At 69.7% G+C, this 19,186-nt stretch carries 17 protein-coding genes and 1 riboswitch; of the genes, 2 read left to right on the top strand and 15 right to left on the bottom strand.

Features of this window, described 5'->3' with window-relative positions:
• Window positions 1-78 precede the first annotated feature (78 nt).
• Window positions 79-423: a DUF167 domain-containing protein gene (locus E6J58_06760; protein TMB39603.1), complete on the top strand. Its 345-nt coding sequence runs from the start codon at window positions 79-81 to the stop codon at window positions 421-423.
• Here E6J58_06760 and alaS read toward each other — a convergent pair.
• The 8 genes from alaS to galU all read right to left on the bottom strand — a co-directional run bounded on the left by alaS (window position 408) and on the right by galU (window position 11,490).
• Complete coding sequence (alaS, locus tag E6J58_06755; protein TMB39602.1) at window positions 408-3,074, bottom strand: alanine--tRNA ligase; 2,667 nt, start codon at window positions 3,072-3,074, stop codon at window positions 408-410. The genes E6J58_06760 and alaS overlap by 16 nt on opposite strands.
• 56 nt (window positions 3,075-3,130) lie before the next feature.
• Complete coding sequence (locus E6J58_06750; GenBank protein ID TMB39601.1) at window positions 3,131-4,606, bottom strand: hypothetical protein; 1,476 nt, start codon at window positions 4,604-4,606, stop codon at window positions 3,131-3,133.
• Between the two features lie 147 nt (window positions 4,607-4,753).
• Window positions 4,754-5,827 carry a class I SAM-dependent methyltransferase gene (locus E6J58_06745; GenBank protein ID TMB39600.1) on the bottom strand — a complete coding sequence of 358 codons (1,074 nt, stop codon included), beginning with the start codon at window positions 5,825-5,827 and terminating at the stop codon, window positions 4,754-4,756.
• A gap of 456 nt (window positions 5,828-6,283) precedes the next feature.
• Window positions 6,284-6,817, bottom strand: coding sequence for a YceI family protein (locus E6J58_06740; protein ID TMB39599.1), 534 nt, complete (start codon window positions 6,815-6,817; stop codon window positions 6,284-6,286).
• An 82-nt stretch (window positions 6,818-6,899) separates the two neighbouring features.
• On the bottom strand, window positions 6,900-7,469 hold the full coding sequence (gene def / locus E6J58_06735; protein TMB39598.1) for a peptide deformylase: 570 nt from the start codon (window positions 7,467-7,469) through the stop codon (window positions 6,900-6,902).
• Window positions 7,470-7,587: 118 nt separating this feature from the next.
• A complete protein-coding gene (priA, locus tag E6J58_06730; GenBank protein TMB39668.1) occupies window positions 7,588-9,642 on the bottom strand; it encodes a primosomal protein N' in 2,055 nt (684 codons plus the stop codon).
• 295 nt (window positions 9,643-9,937) lie between these two features.
• A complete protein-coding gene (locus E6J58_06725) occupies window positions 9,938-10,621 on the bottom strand; it encodes a hypothetical protein (GenBank protein ID TMB39597.1) in 684 nt (227 codons plus the stop codon).
• The gene (galU, locus tag E6J58_06720; protein ID TMB39596.1) at window positions 10,618-11,490 is read right to left on the bottom strand and encodes a UTP--glucose-1-phosphate uridylyltransferase GalU; all 873 of its coding nucleotides are present in this window, start codon (window positions 11,488-11,490) and stop codon (window positions 10,618-10,620) included. Before galU ends, E6J58_06725 begins: the two co-directional genes overlap by 4 nt.
• Window positions 11,491-11,547: 57 nt before the next feature.
• Between galU and E6J58_06715 the strand changes: the two genes are divergently transcribed.
• The gene (locus tag E6J58_06715; GenBank protein ID TMB39595.1) at window positions 11,548-12,402 is read left to right on the top strand and encodes a hypothetical protein; all 855 of its coding nucleotides are present in this window, start codon (window positions 11,548-11,550) and stop codon (window positions 12,400-12,402) included.
• Between the two features lie 3 nt (window positions 12,403-12,405).
• Here the strand turns inward: E6J58_06715 and E6J58_06710 are convergent, their stop codons facing one another.
• The 7 genes from E6J58_06710 to E6J58_06680 form a co-directional block, all read right to left on the bottom strand.
• The gene (locus tag E6J58_06710; protein TMB39594.1) at window positions 12,406-13,191 is read right to left on the bottom strand and encodes an ABC transporter ATP-binding protein; all 786 of its coding nucleotides are present in this window, start codon (window positions 13,189-13,191) and stop codon (window positions 12,406-12,408) included.
• The gene (locus tag E6J58_06705) at window positions 13,188-14,210 is read right to left on the bottom strand and encodes an iron ABC transporter permease (protein ID TMB39593.1); all 1,023 of its coding nucleotides are present in this window, start codon (window positions 14,208-14,210) and stop codon (window positions 13,188-13,190) included. The genes E6J58_06710 and E6J58_06705 overlap by 4 nt, the downstream gene beginning before the upstream one ends.
• Complete coding sequence (locus E6J58_06700; GenBank protein TMB39592.1) at window positions 14,207-15,001, bottom strand: hemin ABC transporter substrate-binding protein; 795 nt, start codon at window positions 14,999-15,001, stop codon at window positions 14,207-14,209. The genes E6J58_06705 and E6J58_06700 overlap by 4 nt, the downstream gene beginning before the upstream one ends.
• A complete protein-coding gene (locus E6J58_06695) occupies window positions 15,001-16,119 on the bottom strand; it encodes a hypothetical protein (protein TMB39591.1) in 1,119 nt (372 codons plus the stop codon). Before E6J58_06695 ends, E6J58_06700 begins: the two co-directional genes overlap by 1 nt.
• 14 nt (window positions 16,120-16,133) lie before the next feature.
• Window positions 16,134-18,041, bottom strand: a complete 1,908-nt coding sequence (locus E6J58_06690) for a TonB-dependent receptor (protein ID TMB39590.1) — start codon at window positions 18,039-18,041, stop codon at window positions 16,134-16,136.
• A gap of 31 nt (window positions 18,042-18,072) precedes the next feature.
• A riboswitch (cobalamin riboswitch) is annotated at window positions 18,073-18,277 on the bottom strand.
• 34 nt (window positions 18,278-18,311) lie between these two features.
• Window positions 18,312-18,665 carry a helix-hairpin-helix domain-containing protein gene (locus E6J58_06685; GenBank protein ID TMB39589.1) on the bottom strand — a complete coding sequence of 118 codons (354 nt, stop codon included), beginning with the start codon at window positions 18,663-18,665 and terminating at the stop codon, window positions 18,312-18,314.
• Window positions 18,666-18,671: 6 nt separating this feature from the next.
• Entirely contained in the window at window positions 18,672-18,956 is a 285-nt protein-coding gene (locus E6J58_06680; GenBank protein TMB39588.1) for a hypothetical protein, read from the bottom strand.
• Window positions 18,957-19,186 lie beyond the last annotated feature (230 nt).

Below are 19,186 nucleotides of genomic sequence, written 5' to 3'. Positions count from 1 at the left end.
CGCGGAGGAACGTCTGCAGCCGCCATGCCGGACCGCTCAGAGGCGCGAGCTGCGAGAGAAGGGTCCCGAAACGCGACCATGGTGTCAAAATCGGACCGGGCGATCAAAGGAGCGCACGTGTCAATTTATCGATGGGTCGGGCCCGATCTGGAGATCTCGGTGCACGCGCAGCCGGGCGCGCGCCGCACCGAGACGCATGGGATCCACGCCGAAGCGATCAGGATCCGCATCGCCGCGCGCGCGGTTGACGGCGCGGCCAACGATGCGCTGCTCGGGTTTCTGGCAGAAGCCTTGCGGGTGCCCCGCAGGCGATGCGTCCTGATCAGCGGTGCCAGGAGCCGGAAGAAGCAGGTCCGGATCGAGTCGCCGGACCCCGCGCGAGCGCAGCGCACGCTCGCGCAGTGGCTTCAGACGAGCTCGTAGGCGCGGGCCAGCGCAGCGTCGAGCTGTGCCGGATCGCCGCCGCCCGCCTGCGCGAGCTCGGGTTTTCCGCCGCCTCGTCCGCCGAGCGTCTTCGACAGTTCCTTCACCAGATTGCCGGCGGGGTACTTCTTGGAAAGATCACTGGTGACGGCGACGAGCAGGTTGGCCTTGCCGTCCTTCTCGCCTCCGAGCACGACGATGCCGCTCCGGAGCTGGTCCCGCAGCTTGTCGGCCAGCTCCCGCAACGCCTCCGGCTCTCCGGTGTGGTGGCGTGCCGACACGACCTTGACGCCGCGCACTTCGCGCGCCCCCTGTGCCAGCTCGCTCGATTTCGCCGCGGCTTGCTTCCGCTGCAGCGCTTCCAGCTCCCGTTCGAGCTCCCGGATCCGGCTCGCGGCCTGCTCGGCGCGGGTGGCGACTTCCTTGGGCGCGGTGCGGAGCGCGGCCGCCGCGCGCGCGAGCTGCTGCTCTTCCTCGTGCACCAGCTTCAGCGCCTCAGGGCCCGTCACCGCCACGATGCGGCGGACGCCGGCTGCAATCGCGCCCTCGCTGACGACCTTGAAGAAGCCGATGTCTCCCGACCGCGAGACATGCGTGCCGCCGCACAGCTCGACCGACGGGCCGATCTGCAGGACGCGCACCTTGGCCAGCTGCGTGTACTTGTCCCCGAAGAAGGCGATGGCACCGGACTTCATCGCCGATTCCGGATCCATCACCTTCGTCTCGGCCTCGTGATTCTCGTAGACCAGCTGGTTGACGCGCCGCTCGATCTCCATGCGCTGCTCGTCGGTGAGCGGCTGGTACGCCGTGTAGTCGAAGCGCAGGTAGTCGGGAGCCACGACGGATCCCGCCTGTTTCACGGTCTCGCCGAGGACCTCGCGCAGGGTCCGGTGCAACAGGTGCGTCGCGCTGTGGTTGCGGCGCAGCCCTGCCCGCCGGTCGGCATCGACGATCAGCTCGACCTTCTCGCCCGCCGTGAACGTTCCCTCGAGCACCTTTGCCTTGTGGACGATCAGGCCGTGAACGGGGCGCTGGGTGTCGAGGATCCGCGCCCGCGAAGCGTTGCTGGTCACGAAGCCGGTGTCGCCGAGCTGCCCGCCGGACTCGCCGTAGAAAGGAGTCCGGTCGAAAGTCAGCTCTCCTTCCTCTCCGGCGGAGATCTTCGGCACCCTCTTTCCGCCGACGAGGATCGCCCGGAGCGTCGCCTCCGATGCGACCTCCTGGTATCCGAGAAATTCGTTCTCCCCCATCTCGCTGGCGAGGATCCTGTGCACGTCGGCGACGGCAGCCTCGCCCGAGCCGGCGAAGGCTCCGCGGGCGCGCTGTTCGTCCATCAGCTTCTCGAAAGCGTCGACGTCGACGGTCGCGCCGTTCTCCGCCGCGATGACCTGGGTCAGGTCGAGGGGAAATCCGTAGGTGTCGTGGAGCTTGAACGCCAACTCCCCGGAGACCTGCCTGCCGCGGGAGATCTCTTCCGCGAGAATGGCGTTGCCGCGGTCCAGCGTGCGCAGGAACAGCTCGGTCTCGTGCTGGACGGTCTCGAGGATCCGCGCGCGCGAGGAGACCAGCTCCGGATAAGCGTCTCCCATGATCGCGACGACCTTCGCGCAGACGCGGGCATACAACGATGGCTCGGGCGAAAGCCGCTGCGCGTGACGGATCGCGCGCCGCAGGATCCGCCGCAGCACGTAACCGCGGCCTTCGTTGGAGGGCAGGACGCCGTCGGCCAGCAGGAACGCGGCCGCGCGGGAGTGGTCGGCGACTACGCGCATCGACGCCGAGGGGCCGTGCGCGTCGACGGCGTCGGTCGGCGAATACGTCTTCCCCGAGATGTGCGCAGCTTCGTCGATCAGCGGGCGGAGAAGGTCCGTGTCGTAGTTCGAGGGAACGTTCTGGACGGCGGCGGCGACGCGCTCGAGGCCGGCACCGGTGTCGATCGACGGCTTCGGCAGTGGGCTCAGCGGACCATCCGGTTCCTTCCGCTCGAACTGCATGAAGACCAGGTTCCACAGCTCCATCCACGAGTCGCTGCCGAGCTGCTCGGCCTGATCGAGAGCGAAGAAGCGGTGGGCGTGCTCGTCGATCTGCGCCTGGTTGCCTCCCGCGAGCCGGTAGAGATGAATCTCGCTGCACGGCCCGCAGGGTCCGGTCGGTCCCATCGCCCAGAAGTTGTCCTTCTCGCCCAGCCGGAAGATGCGCTCCTTGCGGACGCCGATCGAGCGCCAGAGCGCCTCCGCCTCGTCGTCGTCGCGGAAGACCGTGACGGCGAGCCGGTCGGCGGGCATGGCGAGGACACGGGTGACCAACTCCCAGGCCCAGGCGATGGCCTCCTTCTTGAAGTAGTCCCCGAAGGAGAAGTTCCCGAGCATTTCGAAGAAGGTGTGGTGCCGGGCCGTGAATCCGACGTTCTCGAGGTCGTTGTGCTTTCCGCCGGCGCGGACGCACTTCTGCGAAGAGACCGCGCGCTTGTAGTCGCGGGTCTCGCGCCCGGTGAAGACGTCCTTGAACTGGTTCATGCCGGCGTTCGTGAAGAGCAGCGTCGGATCGTTCTGCGGAACGAGCGAGGAGCTCTTCACTCGCCTGTGCCCCCGCTCTTCGAAGAAGCGGAGGAAGGATTCGCGGATGTCGGCCGCTTTCCAGGGCGTCGGCATGGGGGCGGGAAGATAAGGAAAGACGCCCCGAATGTCACTCGACGCGGCGGCCGGCCTCAGAAGGCGATGAACGTCGCCATTCCGGCGGTGAAGCTGTCGACCGCCGTGATCTGCGTCTGGCCGGGCTGCAGCACCCATTGGCGGCGGAAATCCGCCCGGAAGTAAACGGGGCCCCAGACCTTGTACGCCAGCGAGGCGGCGAGCAGCGAGCGCTCGTCGAGGCGGAACGCGTCGTCGAACCCGCTCTTCATGTTCTTGCGCAGGTAGTATGCCGACGCCTTGATCACGTCGAACTTCGGCACCGTCGCGAAGAGGCCGAAGGACGCCCCGTTCGGGTCACCCTGTCGGTCCTGGTAGAGGCCGCCGATCTGCACCAGTCCCGCGAACCCGAATGCCAGCTCGCCGTAGTAACCGCGCTGGCTGAAGGAAGTGTCGCCGCCGTGGGCCGCCTGCGCCGCATCGTACTTCGAGACGTAAGCCGAGCCCGTCGGCGTCTGGACCGCGTACTGGACGCGTCCGAGGTCGTAGACCTGATCGAAGTATTCGGGGATGTAGCCGGGCTGCATCATCCGATACTCGAGCTTCGCCTGGACGTTCAGCTCGAGAAGCGGCACCGGAACGCGGACGTCGGCGAGAACGCCGGCGTGGATGCCGTTTCCGGCTCCCGCGATGCGGTTGAAATCGGCATACGGGATCAGGCTGATCAGCGAGTTGCGCAGCACCTCGTATTCGGTGTCGATGCCGCCCGCGTAGATGGCCTGGTGGTTGGGAATGATCGGGTTCCCCTCCCCGTCCGACTGGAGCGGCCCCGCGACGCCGATCGGGGCGCTGCGATCGACCGCGCCGCTCACGCCGATGGCCCAACCGCGAAGCACGGGGGTTCCGCCGAACGGCCGGACATATGCGCGGCCGGCCATCAAGGTCGGATTGCCCACCCAGTCCGTCAGGGTCTCGACGCCGGCCCACTCCGTGTTCACGTCCATGGCGAGGCCGGCCTTGGGGTGGTCGAGGCTGAGCGAGTTCGAATACCGGTTGACCAGCGTGCCGTGTCCGATCGAGGCGCCCCACAGCTGGCCCGCGAGCACGTACAGCGGATCGCGCTTGTTGCCGTAGCGGACGAAGCGGACGAGCTTCGTATAGTCCTGCGCCTCGTCCCAGTCGCGGCGGCGGAGGATCCCGCCATACGTCTTCGAGTCGCGCGTGTACGCGCCGGTGCAGCATTGATCGTTGTTCCAGAGGAGCAGGTTGAGCGGAAGCGAGAGGCCGACGCCCACCGGTCCCAGGCTGAACTCGGTATTGATCACCGTGGAGGCGTAGGAGCCTTCGCCCTGGATGTTGTTGACCGCGAGCCCGATGAACGCGCCCGGGGTGCCGCTGAAGAGCAGCGACGGATCCGCAAAGGCCTGATTGCCGGCGGCGGCGTCCGGCTGATTCTGGCCGCTCATTCCGCTCGTCTCCGGCGGGTGTTGTTCCTGCGCGATGGCCGCGCTGGCGATCAGGAACGCGGCGGCGGCGATGACGGTGAATCGCATGTTTTCTCCATTCGGCAGAGGCATGGACGACGCTACCGAACCCCACTTCCGGGAGCGACAAAACGGCTGCCCCGGCCACGGAGGCGAGCGAGTGAAACGTGCGTCACTGCGGGCACTTGTGCGCCCTGCTGCGCGGCGGTGCGCCTTTCAGGGCTGGCGCAGGATCAGCGCCCGGAAGAGCTGCGCGAATCCGGCGGGCGCGGTGGCGTCCGGCCATCGTGGAGACCCGAGCGGCGGCAGCTCGAGGGCGAGCACCCGTGAGAGCAGCGGGAAGCGCCGGCGGACCTCGGCCTCGGGCGCGGCGAAGACTTCGCAGGAAGCGAAACGGCGCAGCCTCCACAGGTCGGTATAGCTGGCGCAGCGGACGGAGAGATCGGTGCCGAGGAGCTCGTGCAGCGGAAGCTCTTCCACGAGGAGGCCGGCCGCCGCCGCCGCCGCGCGAAGCTGCCGGAAATCGATCGACCACTCCACGTGCTCGCCTTCGGCGAAGGCGCCGAGGAGACGGATCGGACCCGGGGCGAAGTCCCCGCCGAACTCCGTGAGCAGCGCGGCGCCACCGCTGCGAAGGACGCGCGCGAGCTCGCCGATCAGGCGGATGGCGCCGGTGTTCCTGCCCGATTCGACGGGAAGATCGGCGATCACCTCGTTCGCGAGGACCAGTCCGTCGATGGAATGCGAAGCGAGCGGAAGATCCAGGCAGTCCGCGCGCAGCCCCGACCAGCGCGGATGCCGGCCGCCCGGCTGGGAAGGTTCCTGTGCGCGACGTCGCTGCGCCGCGATCAGGGACGGCGACAGGTCGATCGCCGTCCACCGGGCCTTGGTGAACGGTCCCGCATCGCCGCGCCAGGCGGCCTCCGCCACGTGACCGGCGCCGCCGCCGATCTCGACGGCGCCGCTGCGGCCGGGCCCGAGGCCGCGGGCGCCCAGGCCTTGCAGCAGTGCCTCGCCGTACCGGCGGCCGCCGAGCGCCGGATGGGGAAACCGCAACAGGTGGGAGACGGTGCACTCGACTTCGTCGAATCGGCGTTTCGCGCCGAGGCGATCGCGGCGATGATGCGCCCGGTTCCGGTCCTCCACGCGCGGAGCGTAGCAGCGATCAAAAGGTGAGGACTCCGAATCCCACGGCGGTGGCGCCGAAGGTGGCGAAGCCGACGATCTGGTGCGCCAGCGCGAAGTCGCGCTGGGAGATCGATCCACCCTTGCTCGCGGTGACGAAGCCAAGGACGATCTGCGTCACCATCCCGACCGTGGCGACACCCATCGCGATCCGGTGCAGCATCACCGTGTCGAGCCGCTTGCGCTTCTCCAGCGGGCTGGGAGCGAACAATGCGAGGGCGCCCGTACCGGCGAAGAGAGCGGCGGCGGTGAACGCGCTGAAGCGATGCCAGTCGTACCAACGTCCGGTATCGCCCCCGCCACCGTACTTGTCGATGTAGTTCAGCTGTCCGAAGATCACCGTTGCGCCGAGGGTGGCGAGCGTCAGCATTCCGCCGAGCTGATGCAGCTGGAGCATCTTCCGCCGCGTCCGCAGCTCGCGATCGAGCTGCTGCTGTTGCGCCACGGTCTCGGCATCGGGAGCGGCGGGGGTGGGAAGGAGCTCGATGTCCTCGGGAGCCGGCTGCGGAGGTGCCGGCTGCTCGCCTTGCAGCGAGAGCACGAGCGTCACCGCAAGCGCGATCACTTGGCGGCCTCGAAGCGGAGATCGCCGGCGATGGTCGCCCGGTCGTCGACCTTGATCAGCAGCAGCTCCGGTCGCTCCACCTTGAAGGCGTCGAGACTGAAGGGAAACGAGAAGGTGGCTCGAACTCCCGCCTCGGCCGGCTCGAGCTTCACCGGCACATCCTGCGTCTGCTTTTCGCCATTGAGCTCCACGGTAGCGTGCAACGTCGCCTCTTGCATCTGCCGCAGGGGGAGGTTGACGCCGGAAAGCGTGCCCTTCACCTCCGCGTACGGATGCACGGGCTCGTGCGTCGCTTCCCGCATGTGCTCGTCGCGATTCGAGTTCCCGCTGTCGAACGAAGCCACTTTCGCGCGCACCTGCACCCGAATGGTTCCGTCGGGCTGGGCCAGAGCGCGTCCTTCCACCTGCCGGGTCGTTCCCCGCACCTCATGCAGTTTGTGCACCACGGTATAGGTCAGCGTCCCTTCGCGCAGCTCCAGGAGCTGCCCGACGGGCGGCGCACAAAGGAGGACGGCGACCAACGCGAGCATGGCGCGCTCCTTCCAGAGTCATGGGACGCGCCGGGGTTCCCGCGATTCAATCGGATTCCGGTGGCCGGATCGAGCCGAGACCTCAGAGCGCGGTGGCCTCACCCTTGCGTTCAGCCTCCCGCTGCGTCTTCAGCTTCTTCATCCTCCGGCGGATCAGCTCGCGCTTGAGCGCGCTCAGATGGTCGACGAAGAGCTTGCCGTGCAGATGGTCCATCTCGTGCTGGACGCAGACGGAAAGGAGGGTGTTCGTCGCTTCCTTCTGCTTCCGCTTGCCATCCCGGTCCGTGTACTCGACGACGATATGGCCGAAGCGCGTCACTTCTTCGTACTCGTCGGGGACGGAGAGGCACCCCTCCGTGTACGTGAACTCGCCCTCGCCGAGCTTGAGCACCGGGTCGATCAGCCAGAACAGACCTTCGCCCTTCTTCTTCGGCTCCTCGCCCTCGGCGGCGGCGCGCTGATCCACGTCCATGGCAATCACGTTGAGGTGCACGCCGACCTGCGGAGCCGCGAGCCCGACGCCGTTGGCCTCGTACATCGTCTCCGCCATGTCGTCGCAGAGCTTGCGAATCCTGGCGTCGACGTCGCCGACAGGCTTGGCCTTCTGCTTCAGGCGGGGGTCGGGCCAGATGATGATTTCTCGCAATGCCATGCTTTCTCGCTCCCCGGCCGTCCAACCGGGCGGTAATAGGCCAGTATATTCATGGCGTGGGGTCACCGCCAGAATGGGATTCCGAAGCGCCGCCTCCGATTCAGTGACCGACGGGGCGTCAAAGCAGCGCCACCGGGTCCACGTCGACCGCCAGTTGCACACCCGGCACCCGATGGGAGGCCTGCAGGGCGCGCCCGACGCGGTGGAGCGGCGCGTGGTCTGGCGCCCTGAGCAACAGCTGCCAGCGATGCTTTCCACGCACCTTCGCCAGCGGCGCCGGCGCCGGGCCGAGGACATCGAGCGCGTCGCCTCCCGATGCGAACCGGCGCGCCGCCGACGCGGCGCGTTCCGCGGCGCCGCGCACGCGCACTTCCGAATTTCCCGACAATCGGACCGCGGCGAGGCGCACGAACGGCGGAAAGCGCAGCCTCTCCCGACGTCGCAGCTCTTCTGCCGCGAACGCGTCGTAGTCGAGCGCGACCGCATCGGGCTTGAACGCCTGCACCAGCACCCGCCCGGGCACATCGCCGCGACCCGCCCGGCCCGAGACCTGGGAGAGGAGCTGGATGCAACGCTCCGCCGCGCGGAAATCCGGCAGGTGAAGCGGCCCGTCGGCGTCGAGCACCCCCACCAGCGTCACGCCGGGAAAATCGTGGCCCTTGGCAACCATCTGCGTTCCGACGAGCACGTCGATCTGCCGGCGGGCGAATTGCGCAAGCACCGCGGCTGCCTGCCCCGGGCCGCCCGCGGCGTCGCGATCGAGCCGCGCCACGCGCGCCTGCGGCACCACGGCCTCGAGTTGCTCCTCGACCTTCTCCGTCCCGCCCCCGAGCGGAGCGAGCTTGACCGCGCCGCAGGCGGCACAGGCGCGGCGAGGCGCCTCGTCGTGTCCGCAGAGATGGCAGCGCAGGCGCTCCTTGCCGGCGCGGTGGAGCACCAGCGCGACCGAGCAGTTGGGACACCCGACGGCGGCGCCGCAGGCGGAGCAGAGCAGGATACGCGTATGCCCCCTGCGGTTGAGGAAGAGGATGGCCTGTTCTCCGCGCGAGACCGTCTCGCGCAACGCCGCCGACAGGTCCGCCGTCAAGAGCTGGTCGGAGACAGGCCTTCTCACCACCGTGACGGGCGGCTGCGGCCGGGCCTCGACGCGCTCCGGCAGTCGCAGGACGCGCAGCTTCCCTTCCTGCGCGCGCCGCAGCGTCTCCAGCGACGGCGTCGCGCTGCCGAGCACCGCCACCGCGCCTGCCCGCTGCGCGCGGACCAGAGCGAGGTCGCGGGCGTGGTACCGCAGCCGGTCTTCCTGCTTGTACGAAGGCTCGTGCTCCTCGTCGACGACGATGATCCCGAGCTGCCGTACGGGTGCCCAGACCGCGCTGCGGGCGCCGACCACGATCCCGGCACGGCCGTCGCGCACCCGGTGCCACTCGGCGACGCGCTCGCCCGCGGACAGCCCGGAGTGGAGCACCGCGACGTCCCCACCGAACCGGGCGCGGAAACGGCCGGCGAGCTGCGGCGTCAGCGCGATCTCCGGGACCAGAGCCAACGCGCCGAGCCCACTGGCGCGCGCGTGCGCGATGGCCTCGAGATAGACCCAGGTCTTTCCGCTCCCGGTCACGCCGTGGAGCAGGAACGGAGCGAACACCCGCGCATCGGTGGCCGCGCTGAGCTCCCGCAAGGCGTGCGCCTGCGCGTCCGTCGGATCGTGCCGCTGATCTCCCCAGGGACCTTCGACGACCCGCGCCGGCCCGGGGGGGACCCGTTCGAGCCGGACGAGCCCGCGAGCGGCGAGCGCGCGCAAATGCGGCCGCGCCCGCGGAAACGCGGCGACCACTTCCTCGACCGGGACGGCCTCGCCTCGCGCGAGGAGCCAGGCCAGCACCTCCGCCTGCCGCGGAGCCCGGCGCGGCGACTCCGCCGACGCAGGAGGCACCGCCGCGGCCATCTCGACGAGCTGTTCCGCCACCCGCGGCCGCGCTTCCTCGCGCGCCAACGTCACCAGGCCGCGCTTGGCCAGATCGCCGAGATGCGCCCGCGCCAGCTTCGTCCCGGCGACCACCTTCCGCAGCGCGCGGCGCAGCTCCTCCTCCTGCCCCGGAAGATCGAGCTGCCCTCCCTCGAGCGCCTGCCGCCCCGCATCCGTCAGCCTTGGAATCAAGACGTCGCGGACGTCCATTCCGGGCGGGAGCGCCGCTTTCAACGCGGGTCCCAATGGAGCGAGGTAGTGCGCCGCCGCCCACCGCGCGAGGCCGACGATCTCGGGAGTCAGGAGCGGAGCTTCGTCGAGCAGCCGGATGGCGTCGCGCACCTCCTCCTGCGGCTGGGCGGGACCGACGACGATCCCGGTTTCGGTGCGGCGCCCGAGAGGAACCAGGACGCGCCGCCCTGCCTCCGCCACGCCGAGCTCGGCCGCGATGCGGTAGGTGAAGATTCCTTCCGCGGCGGGAACGTTCAGCGCGACCGCGTACAGCTCATTCGCGGGAATCGTCTTCCTCTTCCTGCGACGCCGCGCGCACGCCCTTCGCCTCCAGCACCTCGAAGCGGGCGGCGAGCTGACCCGACGTCCACAGCTCGATGACGCGAGGAAACCACTCCCCCGCGGCGGGATTGCCGTACTCCAACAGGCGCAGGTCGGCGCCGCCCTGCGCGATCAGCCGCGCGGGCGCATTGTTGTCCTTGTACAGCCAGAGCTGCGGAGTGGAGAGATCGTGTGCCGGAGCGCCGAGCACCCAGGTGACCCGGTCGCCGAATCGCGACAGTCCGGCGCCCGCGGCCACGTCCGCACCCACCGCGTGGGCGGCCGCCCGGAACATCTGTTGACCCTCGGCGCTGGGGATTCCGCGGTGGGCGAGGAAGGGGCAGGCCAGCTGGAGCAACCGGAGCGCAGGACCGGCAGTGCCTTCGCCGACGGCACCGGGGTTCTCGACCGTCCCCTTGACCGAGAGCGAGAGGCCGCCCTCGCCGTCGAGGCGGCACTGGAGGGGAAAACGCAGCACGAGGTGCGCGTTGCGCTGCGGATCTCCGCCGACCGCCAGCGCGCCGGACAAAGTCACCTCGCGGGTGCGCGCGAGGGTCTGCGCCCGGGCCGCTGCTTGCTTGAGCAGCGACTCCGCGGAAGGCACGTACGCGAGAAGAAGCGCGGCGAGGAGCTTCATTGCTTCACCACCTGACGCAGGTACTCGAGCAACGGATCGCGCAGCTCCGGCCGCTTCAGGGCGTAGGCGAGGTTCGCCTGGAGGTAGCCGAGCCGGTCGCCGGCGTCGTGGCGCTCGCCCTGGAAGCGGACGCCGATCAGCCGGCCCTGCTGCGCGAGGACCGCGAGAGCGTCGGTGAGCTGGATCTCGCCTCCCGCTCCCGGCTTCACCTTCTCGAGGATGCCGAAGACGTCGGGAGGCAGCAGGTACCGGCCCACCACCGCCAGGTTGGAGGGGGCGGATCCCCGCGGAGGTTTCTCCACGATGCGGTCGACGAGGATGTTCCCGTCCGCCTGCGGTTGACCGGCGGCCACGCCGTACATGTGCGTCTGGTCGTCGCGCACCGGCATCAGCGCCACCGCCGCTTTTCCCGTCTGCGTGGCCACGCGGGCGAGCTGTCCGATGGCCGGGTCGTCGGAATCGATCAGGTCGTCGCCGAGCAGGACGCCGAACCATTCGTCGCCGATGGCCGGCTTGGCCGCGAGCACCGCATGGCCGAGCCCGAGCGGTTCCTTCTGCCGGACGCTGACCAGGCGCACCATGTCGCTGATCCGGCGGACCTGCCGGAAGAGCTCGCTGCTCTTCTTGCGGGAGAGCGTGTCCTCCAGCTCGTAGCTGCGATCGAAGTGGTCCTCGATGGCCGACTTGCCGCGGCCGTTGACCACGACGACCTGCTCGACGCCCGCCTTCACCGCCTCTTCGACGACGAGCTGGATGGTGGGGGTGTCGACGATGGGGAGCATCTCCTTGGGGATGGCCTTGGTGGCGGGGAGGAAACGCGTCCCCAGGCCGGCGGCGGGAATGACGACCTTGCGCAGCGGGTGCTTCATCGCGGCGCGCAAGGTAGCAAAGGGGTCTGACGCAGACCACCGCTATATTGTGGGCGGATGCGCTGCGTACTTGCCCTGCTGCTCGGCGCCGGAGCGGCGTTCGCGGACAATCGCGTCCAGGATCCAGGCGCTCCGTGGCCCACCAATGTGGACCCTCCGCGGGCCACGGCGATGGGCGGGGCGCACGCGGCGATCGCGACCGGCAACGATGCCCTTTCGGTGAACCCGGCCGGCCTGTCGCAGGGGCACCGCTATCATCTCGAGCTCGACGGCTTGTACGACTCCCGCTATCCCGCCCAGGCGGTCCTGGCGAGCCTGGTGGATTCGGTTTCCAGCCCGGTCGCGACCGGGCTCATGTGGTCGCGGTGGGCCAGCGGACAACCGTCGGGGCGCGGCGAGGGATGGAGCGTCGGCTTCGGATATTCCGGCGCCGTCGGCCAAAATCTCTTTCTCGGAGGCGAGACGAAGTTCCTCCGGTTCCACACGCCCGACGGACTGGTGCAGAAGTGGGCGCAGGATTTCGGTCTGCTCGCGCGTCGGGGGAACTTCTCCTGGGCGGCCGTGCTGCAGAATGTGTCCCTCGAGAAGATTCCACTCTTCCCGCTCACTGCGACCGCGGCGATGGCGTGGGGAACCGACACGGACTGGCACCTGTCGGTCGACTACCGCGCCGACCTGTCCGACTCGAGCAACGTGAAGAGCAAGGCGGCGCTGGGCGGGGAACTGCTGCTCGGTGACGCCATGGCCTTGCGCGGCGGCGCAACCTGGGATGCGACGGCGCGGCAGTGGTGGCTTTCGGCGGGGATCGGTCTCTTGAGCGAGAAGGGTGGCCTGCAGGTCGTCTGGCGCAGGCGCGTAGAGGGACCCTACGACCAGTTCTTCGAAGGCGGCCTGACCATCTATCTGCAGTGAGCGTCACCGCGAGATGCGCGGAGCGACCAGCGGCTGTCCGGTCGCCGGATTTGCCATCACCTCGACTTCCGTTCCGTAGACGGGCTCGAGGACCTCGGGGCGCAAGACGTCGGCGGGCGCGCCCTCCGCCACCACCCGGCCGACGTGCATCAAGACGAGCCGGTCGCAGGCGGCGCCGGCGAGCGCAAGATCGTGCAGCACGAGGAGCGCGCCGCCGCCGTCGCGGGCCCTGCGGCGGAGGGCGTTCACCAGCAGGACCTGGTGCGCGAGATCGAGAGCCGCGGTCGGTTCGTCCAGCACCAGCAGCGCCGCCTCCTGCGCGAACGCGCGGGCGAGAAAGACGCGCTGGCGCTCTCCGCCCGAAAGCTGGGAGACCGGACGATCGGCGAGATCCAGCGCGTCGACTTCCTCGAGCGCCGCGTTCGCGCGCTCCAGATCGTGCGGTCCCTCCAGGGACCAGAGGCCGAGGTGGGGCGCGCGCCCCATCAGGGCAACCTCGCGGGCGGTGAAGGAGAGATCGTGCGGCGGATTCTGGGACAGGAATGCGACCCGGCGGGCGCGGTCGCGGCGCGAGAGCCTGGCCAGCGGCGCGCCCTGCAGCAGCAGCGTGCCGTGCTGGGCCGGCAACAGCCCGCAGCAGAGGCGCGCGAGGGTGCTCTTTCCGGCGGCGTTGGGCCCGATCACGCCGACCACCTCACCGCGCGCCACGGCGAGCGAGGCCCCCGCGACCGCCTCCGAGGCCCCTGCGGAATGCCGGTAGCGCAGCTCGCGGCCTTCGAGCAACGTCACCGGCGGCTCCGCATCAAGAGGACGAAGAGCGGCGCTCCGACGATGGCGGTCACGGCGCCGACCGGCGGCTCCGCGCCGAGGCCGCGAAAGAGGACGCGGGCGAGGGCATCTGCGAGGATCAGGAAGGCCGCTCCCCCAAGCGCGGAGGCAGGAAGCACCACCCGGTGATCGGGACCGGTGAGCAGGCGGACGGCGTGCGGCACGATCAGGCCGACGAATCCGACCAAGCCCGTGAACGCCACCGCGATGCCCACGGCTGCGCTCGCGGCGAAGAAGGCCAAAATGCGCGTGCGGCCCACGTCCACGCCGAGGGCGGCGGCGCCCTCGTCGCCCAGCGCGAGCAGATTGAGCCGTCCCGCGAGGGCCACGAGCACCAGCGCCGGCACCACCAGGGCGAGCGCGGCGCCGGTGAGCAGGGGCATCGGCTCGTACCCGAGAGCGCCCGCCAGCCAGAGGGAGACCGCCTGCATCTGATCGGGCCGGAGGACCGCTTCCACCGAAAGCACCAGCGCGGAAGCGAAGGAGTTGAAGACGACGCCCACCAGCAGCGCCCGGGCAGGCTCGAGCTGGCCGCGCGCGCGCCCGAGCGTGAAGACGAGCAGCGCGGCGGCCATCGCTCCCGCTACCGCCGCCAACTGCGCGGGAAGGACGCCGACGAACGACGCCGCGGAGCTGGCCGCGACGCCGAGCGCGGTGCCGGAGGCCACCGTCACCAGGGCGGTGCCGATGGCCGCGCCACCGGAGAGGCCGAAGACGAAGGGGTCGGCGAGGGGATTGCGCAAAAGCGCTTGCAGGGCGACGCCGGCAACGGAAAGCGCGGCGCCCACCTCCGCAGCCAGAATGACCCGGGGAACGCGCAGCCGGAAGAGCACCGTCGCATCCGGCTCGCGGCCCGCGAGGGCATCGCGCAGTGAGAGCGCTCCGGCTCCTGTCGAGAGCCCGACGATCGCGGATATGGCCACCGCGGGGATGAGGACCGCGACCGCCAGCGCCGCGCGCGCGGCCGCCGAGCGCTTCATCTCCGGAGCGCGGCGGCGAGGTCGGAGAGCGCCTCCGGGAGGCGCGGTCCGGGATGCAGGAGCGCGGTCGATCGGAGCGTGGTCACGCGGGTCTTCTCCAGTCCGGGGATGGGAGAGCGGCCGGGCGGAGCGTCGATACCACAGAGCACGATCGCTTCGGGCGCCGCGCGCACCGCGGCCTCGGCGCTGAGCCGGAAGAAGGGCAACGGATTGTCTCCCGCGGCATTCTCGCCTCCCGCGTCGGCGAGCAACTCTCCGGCGAATCCGCCGGGACCGGCGACCACCAGCGGATCGAGTCCGAAGACGAGCAGGGCGCGGGTCCTCTTGCGTCCCGCTGCGGCCTTCCGCGCCTGCTGCCGGGCGCGCTCGAGGTCCGCGTTCAGCGCGAGCCCTCGCTCCGGCACGCCGAGGAAGCCCGCGATGGCCGAGATGGCGGCCTCGATGTGCCCCACGGTGGAGAGGGGAAACGTCTCCACCGCGATGCCGAGCCGCGCCAACGTCTCCACCGGGCCCCTGTTCTCCGGCGCGGGCTCCGCCAGGATGAGATCCGGCTTCACCGCCAGGACCGCTTCGGGCTGCGGATCGTTGTAGCCCCCGATCCGGGGAAGGTCGCGCTCGCGCGGGTCGTCGTCGAAGCGCGTGACGCCGGCGAGGCGCTCTCCGGCGCCGAGGGCGAGCACGATCTCCGACAACGCCGGGGCCACCGTCACCACCCGCCGGACCTCGGCGGGCACCGGCGGGCCGAGATGCTGCCGTGGCCCCGCCGCGAGCAGCAGGGCAACAAGCAGCATCAGCGCACCGTCCAGCAGACCTTGCCCGCACCGCAGGTGCTCGTGATCGCGACGAGATTGTTGGTCAGCAGATTGCTCACGATGACCTGGTCGTCGTCGAGAGGATAGACGTTCCAGGGGTTCGCGCCGTCGCCCACGTTGGCCTCCGCGACCACTTTCGGGCCGCCCTGCGCGGTGAGGTCGATCTTCTGCACGGTATTCGTCTGCGACGCCACCGTGAAGAGGAAATGATCGCGCGCGCGGATGTCCTGAAGGTTCTGGGTATTGGGCAGCGTCAGCGCCACCTGCGCCGAGAGACCCGTGCTCGTCGGTGTGATGAGCATGACCGTGCTGTCGCCGGAGTTGACGACCGCGATCCGGCCGTCGGCGGTGCTCGTCAGCTCGGTCGCGATCGGCCCGACCGACACTTGCGACTTGATGGCGCCTGTGCCCGGGTCGACGCGGTACAATTTCCCCCCGATGTCGGAGGCGCAGAGCGCGTACAGGTCCGTTCCCATGGGCGCGACGTCGGGGATGTAGCGGAACGCGCTCATCGGGTCGCTTCCCTGCGGGCACCCGAGCGCGATCGGGTCGCCGGCGGAAGTGAACGTCGCAAGATCGACCGGGAAGATTCGATCGGAGGAGGTGTCACCGTACCAGACGCGGTTGCCGGCCACGGCGACACCATTCGGATTGACGCCGATCGACAGCGCCCGTCTCACCGACCCATTCCCTGCAGGATCTACCTCGACGATCGCGGCCCCGGTGGTCGACCCGAATGCGCCCGTGCAGCTGACGTAGAGGTAATTGCCGGCGGCGCGCACGAACCCCGGGCTGAGGCACTGCTTCCCGGTGCTGCCCCCCAAATCGATGACGGGCACGTTCGCGGTGCTCGGGACGACGACGGCGAGCATGCCGGGCCCGGAAGGCCTGAAGGTCGGCGAATCACTGTTTCCCAACGCGACATAGACCTTGTCTGCGAATCCAGCGACACCCGCTGGGTGGGCGAACGTCGGGTGCGCAGGATCGAAGGGCTTGAGGGCGTCGCCGGACGGCAGCGCAATAGTCGGCACCGGAGGAGGCTTGTTCGCGCCGCCGCAGGCGGTGACGAGGATCAGGACTGGAACGATGCGCTTCATGCAGGTCTCCTTGGTCAGAGGCGGGCGCGCGCGATGACCGCAATCGAGAACCCCGGCAGTGGATACTGAAAGACGTCCTCCAGGGTGCGGTCGTCGAAAAGGTTCTTCGCTTCGAAATCGAGCCAGAGCGGGCCCGCGGCACGGACCCCGAGACCGGCGTTGAACACGAGCTGGGCCGCCTGCGCCGCCGTGTCGTACGGATTGCGCGGCATGGCGGAGGTGAAGCGGCCTTCGAAGTAGCCTTCGAGGCGGTCGCCTCGACGCGCGCCCCGTACGAACACCCGATGCGGGGGGCGATATGAAAGGCTGTGCCCCTCCTGGTCGCCTTCGCGCAGGTTGACCGTGTGCAGGAAGCTGTACGCCGCGTCGATCCGGAACCCCGCTGGCAGCGTCACCGAGCCTTGCAGCTCGGCTCCGGCAATCCGCGCGCCGCCGACGTTGAACGGTTTCACTTTCGCGGGGGGGTAGAACTCGTAGACGATGAGGTCGCGGTAAGCAGACCAGAAGACGCCGGCGGAGATCGCAGCGCCGCCGTTGCGCCAGGTTCCGCCCGCATCGATGGACCACGCGCGCTCCGGCCGCAAGCCGGGGTTCGCGGCGACGCCGTTCCGCTCCAGATACAGCTCGGTGAACGTAGGGGCGCGGAACGACAATCCCGAGCCTGCGCGCAGCTCCAGCGATTCGCTGTTCGCGGGACGCCACGATGCCGTCACCGCCGGGCTCACGCCGGTCTTGGAGCCGACGCGCTCGACGCGGAGGGCAGGGTGAAAGGAAAATCCACCGCCGGATGCGATGTCGTCAGTGAGCGCGGCGGACAACAAGACGCGATCATGCGAGCCGGTGTCGCCGCCGTGGACCCGGTCCTCTCGCGCCTGTAGCGAAGCGCGGAGCCAGTGGCTGCGCGCGGCGAGAAATCCGTACTCTGCTTCCGCCGCGCCGGACGACGATCGCTGGTCGAGACGTGGACATTCCGGCGAACCATCGTCGCAATCCCCGAATGACTGCACCCCGCGCAGCTCGATCCGGTCGAGGCGCCCCCAGGTCCGGACCGACCACGCGGAGCCGTCGCCGGTTCCGCGCACACGAACGCCCGCAAGACCTCCTGCATCGAGCTCGCGCGACCGGCTCGTGGTCGCTGCCGCCGGTCCGGGCAGCCCGCGCTCGCCCGCGGAACCCTGGACCAGCAAATCGATCTCCGCTGCTCCCAGCGGTTGCGCCACCCGCGCCATCGCCGAGAGCCGCTTCGAGTCGTCGTTCTGACGGGTGAACCCGTAATACGGCGCATTCGGGATCTCCGGCGTGAGTTGGCGCGCAAACTCGAATCCGCCTGCAGTGCGATCGGCCTGCACCGCCACGACGGCGCTCCCTTCATTGAGCGCCGCCGTCCCGTCCGCTGCGGCCTGCATGGTTCCGAACGATCCCGCCGAGAGTTGGGCGCCGAGGCTGCTGTTGCCATGCGCGACGGTCGGCTGCAGCTCGACCACCCCGCCGAGAGCTCCGGCGCCGAATTGCGCGCCGACCACACCCCGGGTGACGGTGATCCGCTCGAGCAACGTGGCGGGCACCGTCGCGAGATCGATGGCGCCGCCTCCCGGACCCTGCAGCGGGATGCCATCGAGCAGCACCACCGACTGGTCGGCCGTGCCGCCGCGCAGCGACAAGGTCGCAGTCTGGCCGGGACCGCCAAGGGCATGCACGGTGACGCCAGGCGCCGCCTCGAGCAACTCGGAAACGGTCCGCACCGCGCCTGCGTACTGGCGCACGTCGATCGCCGTCGTCTGCGCCGCGGGCGCGCGAGGCGATGCCTCCGGGCGGTTCCCCTCCACCTCGATGGTCTCGCCGGGCTCCTGCGCGCGCGCGACGGTCGCGAGCAGCACCGCGAAGGGCAGGAGGCGACGACAGGAGGTGCGGGACGGCGGCACGGGCTCCCCTCTTTCTCTCGAAGAGGCGAAAGCGCTGTTTGCGCCGCCAGGCAGGTTTCCTGGCTCCCGGGTCTGCAGCGCCCTCGCGCTGCGCGCCGTCCCGCCTTCCCCGCTTCATGGCGCGAGTGGCTTCATGGGACTGGCTGCCCGGCTACAGTGGCGGGACCGCGCCGGCTTTCAACCGGCTTCCCTCGAGGCCTCCAAGCTGCGGAGGCGCCACGGCGGCGGACTTCGATGTCGTGCGCCGATTACTCCCTCGCTCCAGCGAGGTCAAGGGCGGAGCGGACGCAAGGTCGTGTCCCCCTGTAGGGTGAGGCGCGATCGCAGCCGCTGCACCAACGCGCGCATGCCTTTGATGCGGCCCACCTCGTCGACCGTCGCGAACGGCTTCTTCTGCCGGCGGGCGACGATCAGCTCTGCCCGCCGTTTCCCGATACCCGGAAGAAGCCGCAACTCCGCCTCGGTTGCGCGGTTCACGTTGAGGACGCCGGTGAGCGCCGCCTTTCCCGGTTTCTTGCGTGGCGCCTTGGACGCCTGGGCTGCGGCCGCGCCGCCGTCCGAAGACGGCAACGGCAGCGGCTCCGTCGCGGCGCAGAGGAGCGCTGCCAGCAGTCCGGGGAGCATCGGCGCCTAGGCCTCGATCGCCTCTTCAGCCAGCGCGCCTCCGCGCTCCTTGTCTCGGTCGCGGTCGTACTCGCGGATCTGGATCTTCCCATCGCGCGGCAGCGCGTCCAGGTAGATGTTCATCGATCCGTCGTGGTTGTGGAACGCGCTCCCTACGCGGTTCCAGAACTGCCGGCCGCTCCTCTCCACGATGTTGTATGCCGCCCAGGGCTTGCGCCCGTTCCCGCCGCTCCCCGACTGCTGCTGGTTCTCCATCTGCTCTCCCTTGCGCGCCTCGATGTGCGCTCGCAATGGCAGAGAGCAGATCGCGTGCCAGCTCCGCATCGCTCGGAAGGCCACAGGCGGAGTCCCGGACTCGGCGTCCCAGAACCGGACCCCTGTCCCGTTCCGGGCGGAGAGAAAATAAAACTCCGTTGCTCAGTGGGGCATGCCGAGCGTCGGAGGCAGCGCGCCGGAAACGTCGATCTTCCCGAACTGCGCCTCGTACTTCGCCACATTGTCCTGGAGCGCGTGCAGCAGGC

This window comes from Deltaproteobacteria bacterium (genome assembly GCA_005879535.1).
Taxonomy (GTDB): domain Bacteria; phylum Myxococcota; class Myxococcia; order Myxococcales; family 40CM-4-68-19; genus 40CM-4-68-19.
Note: the sequence above shows the minus strand (reverse complement) of the source record. Positions and strands in the feature narration are given on the sequence as shown.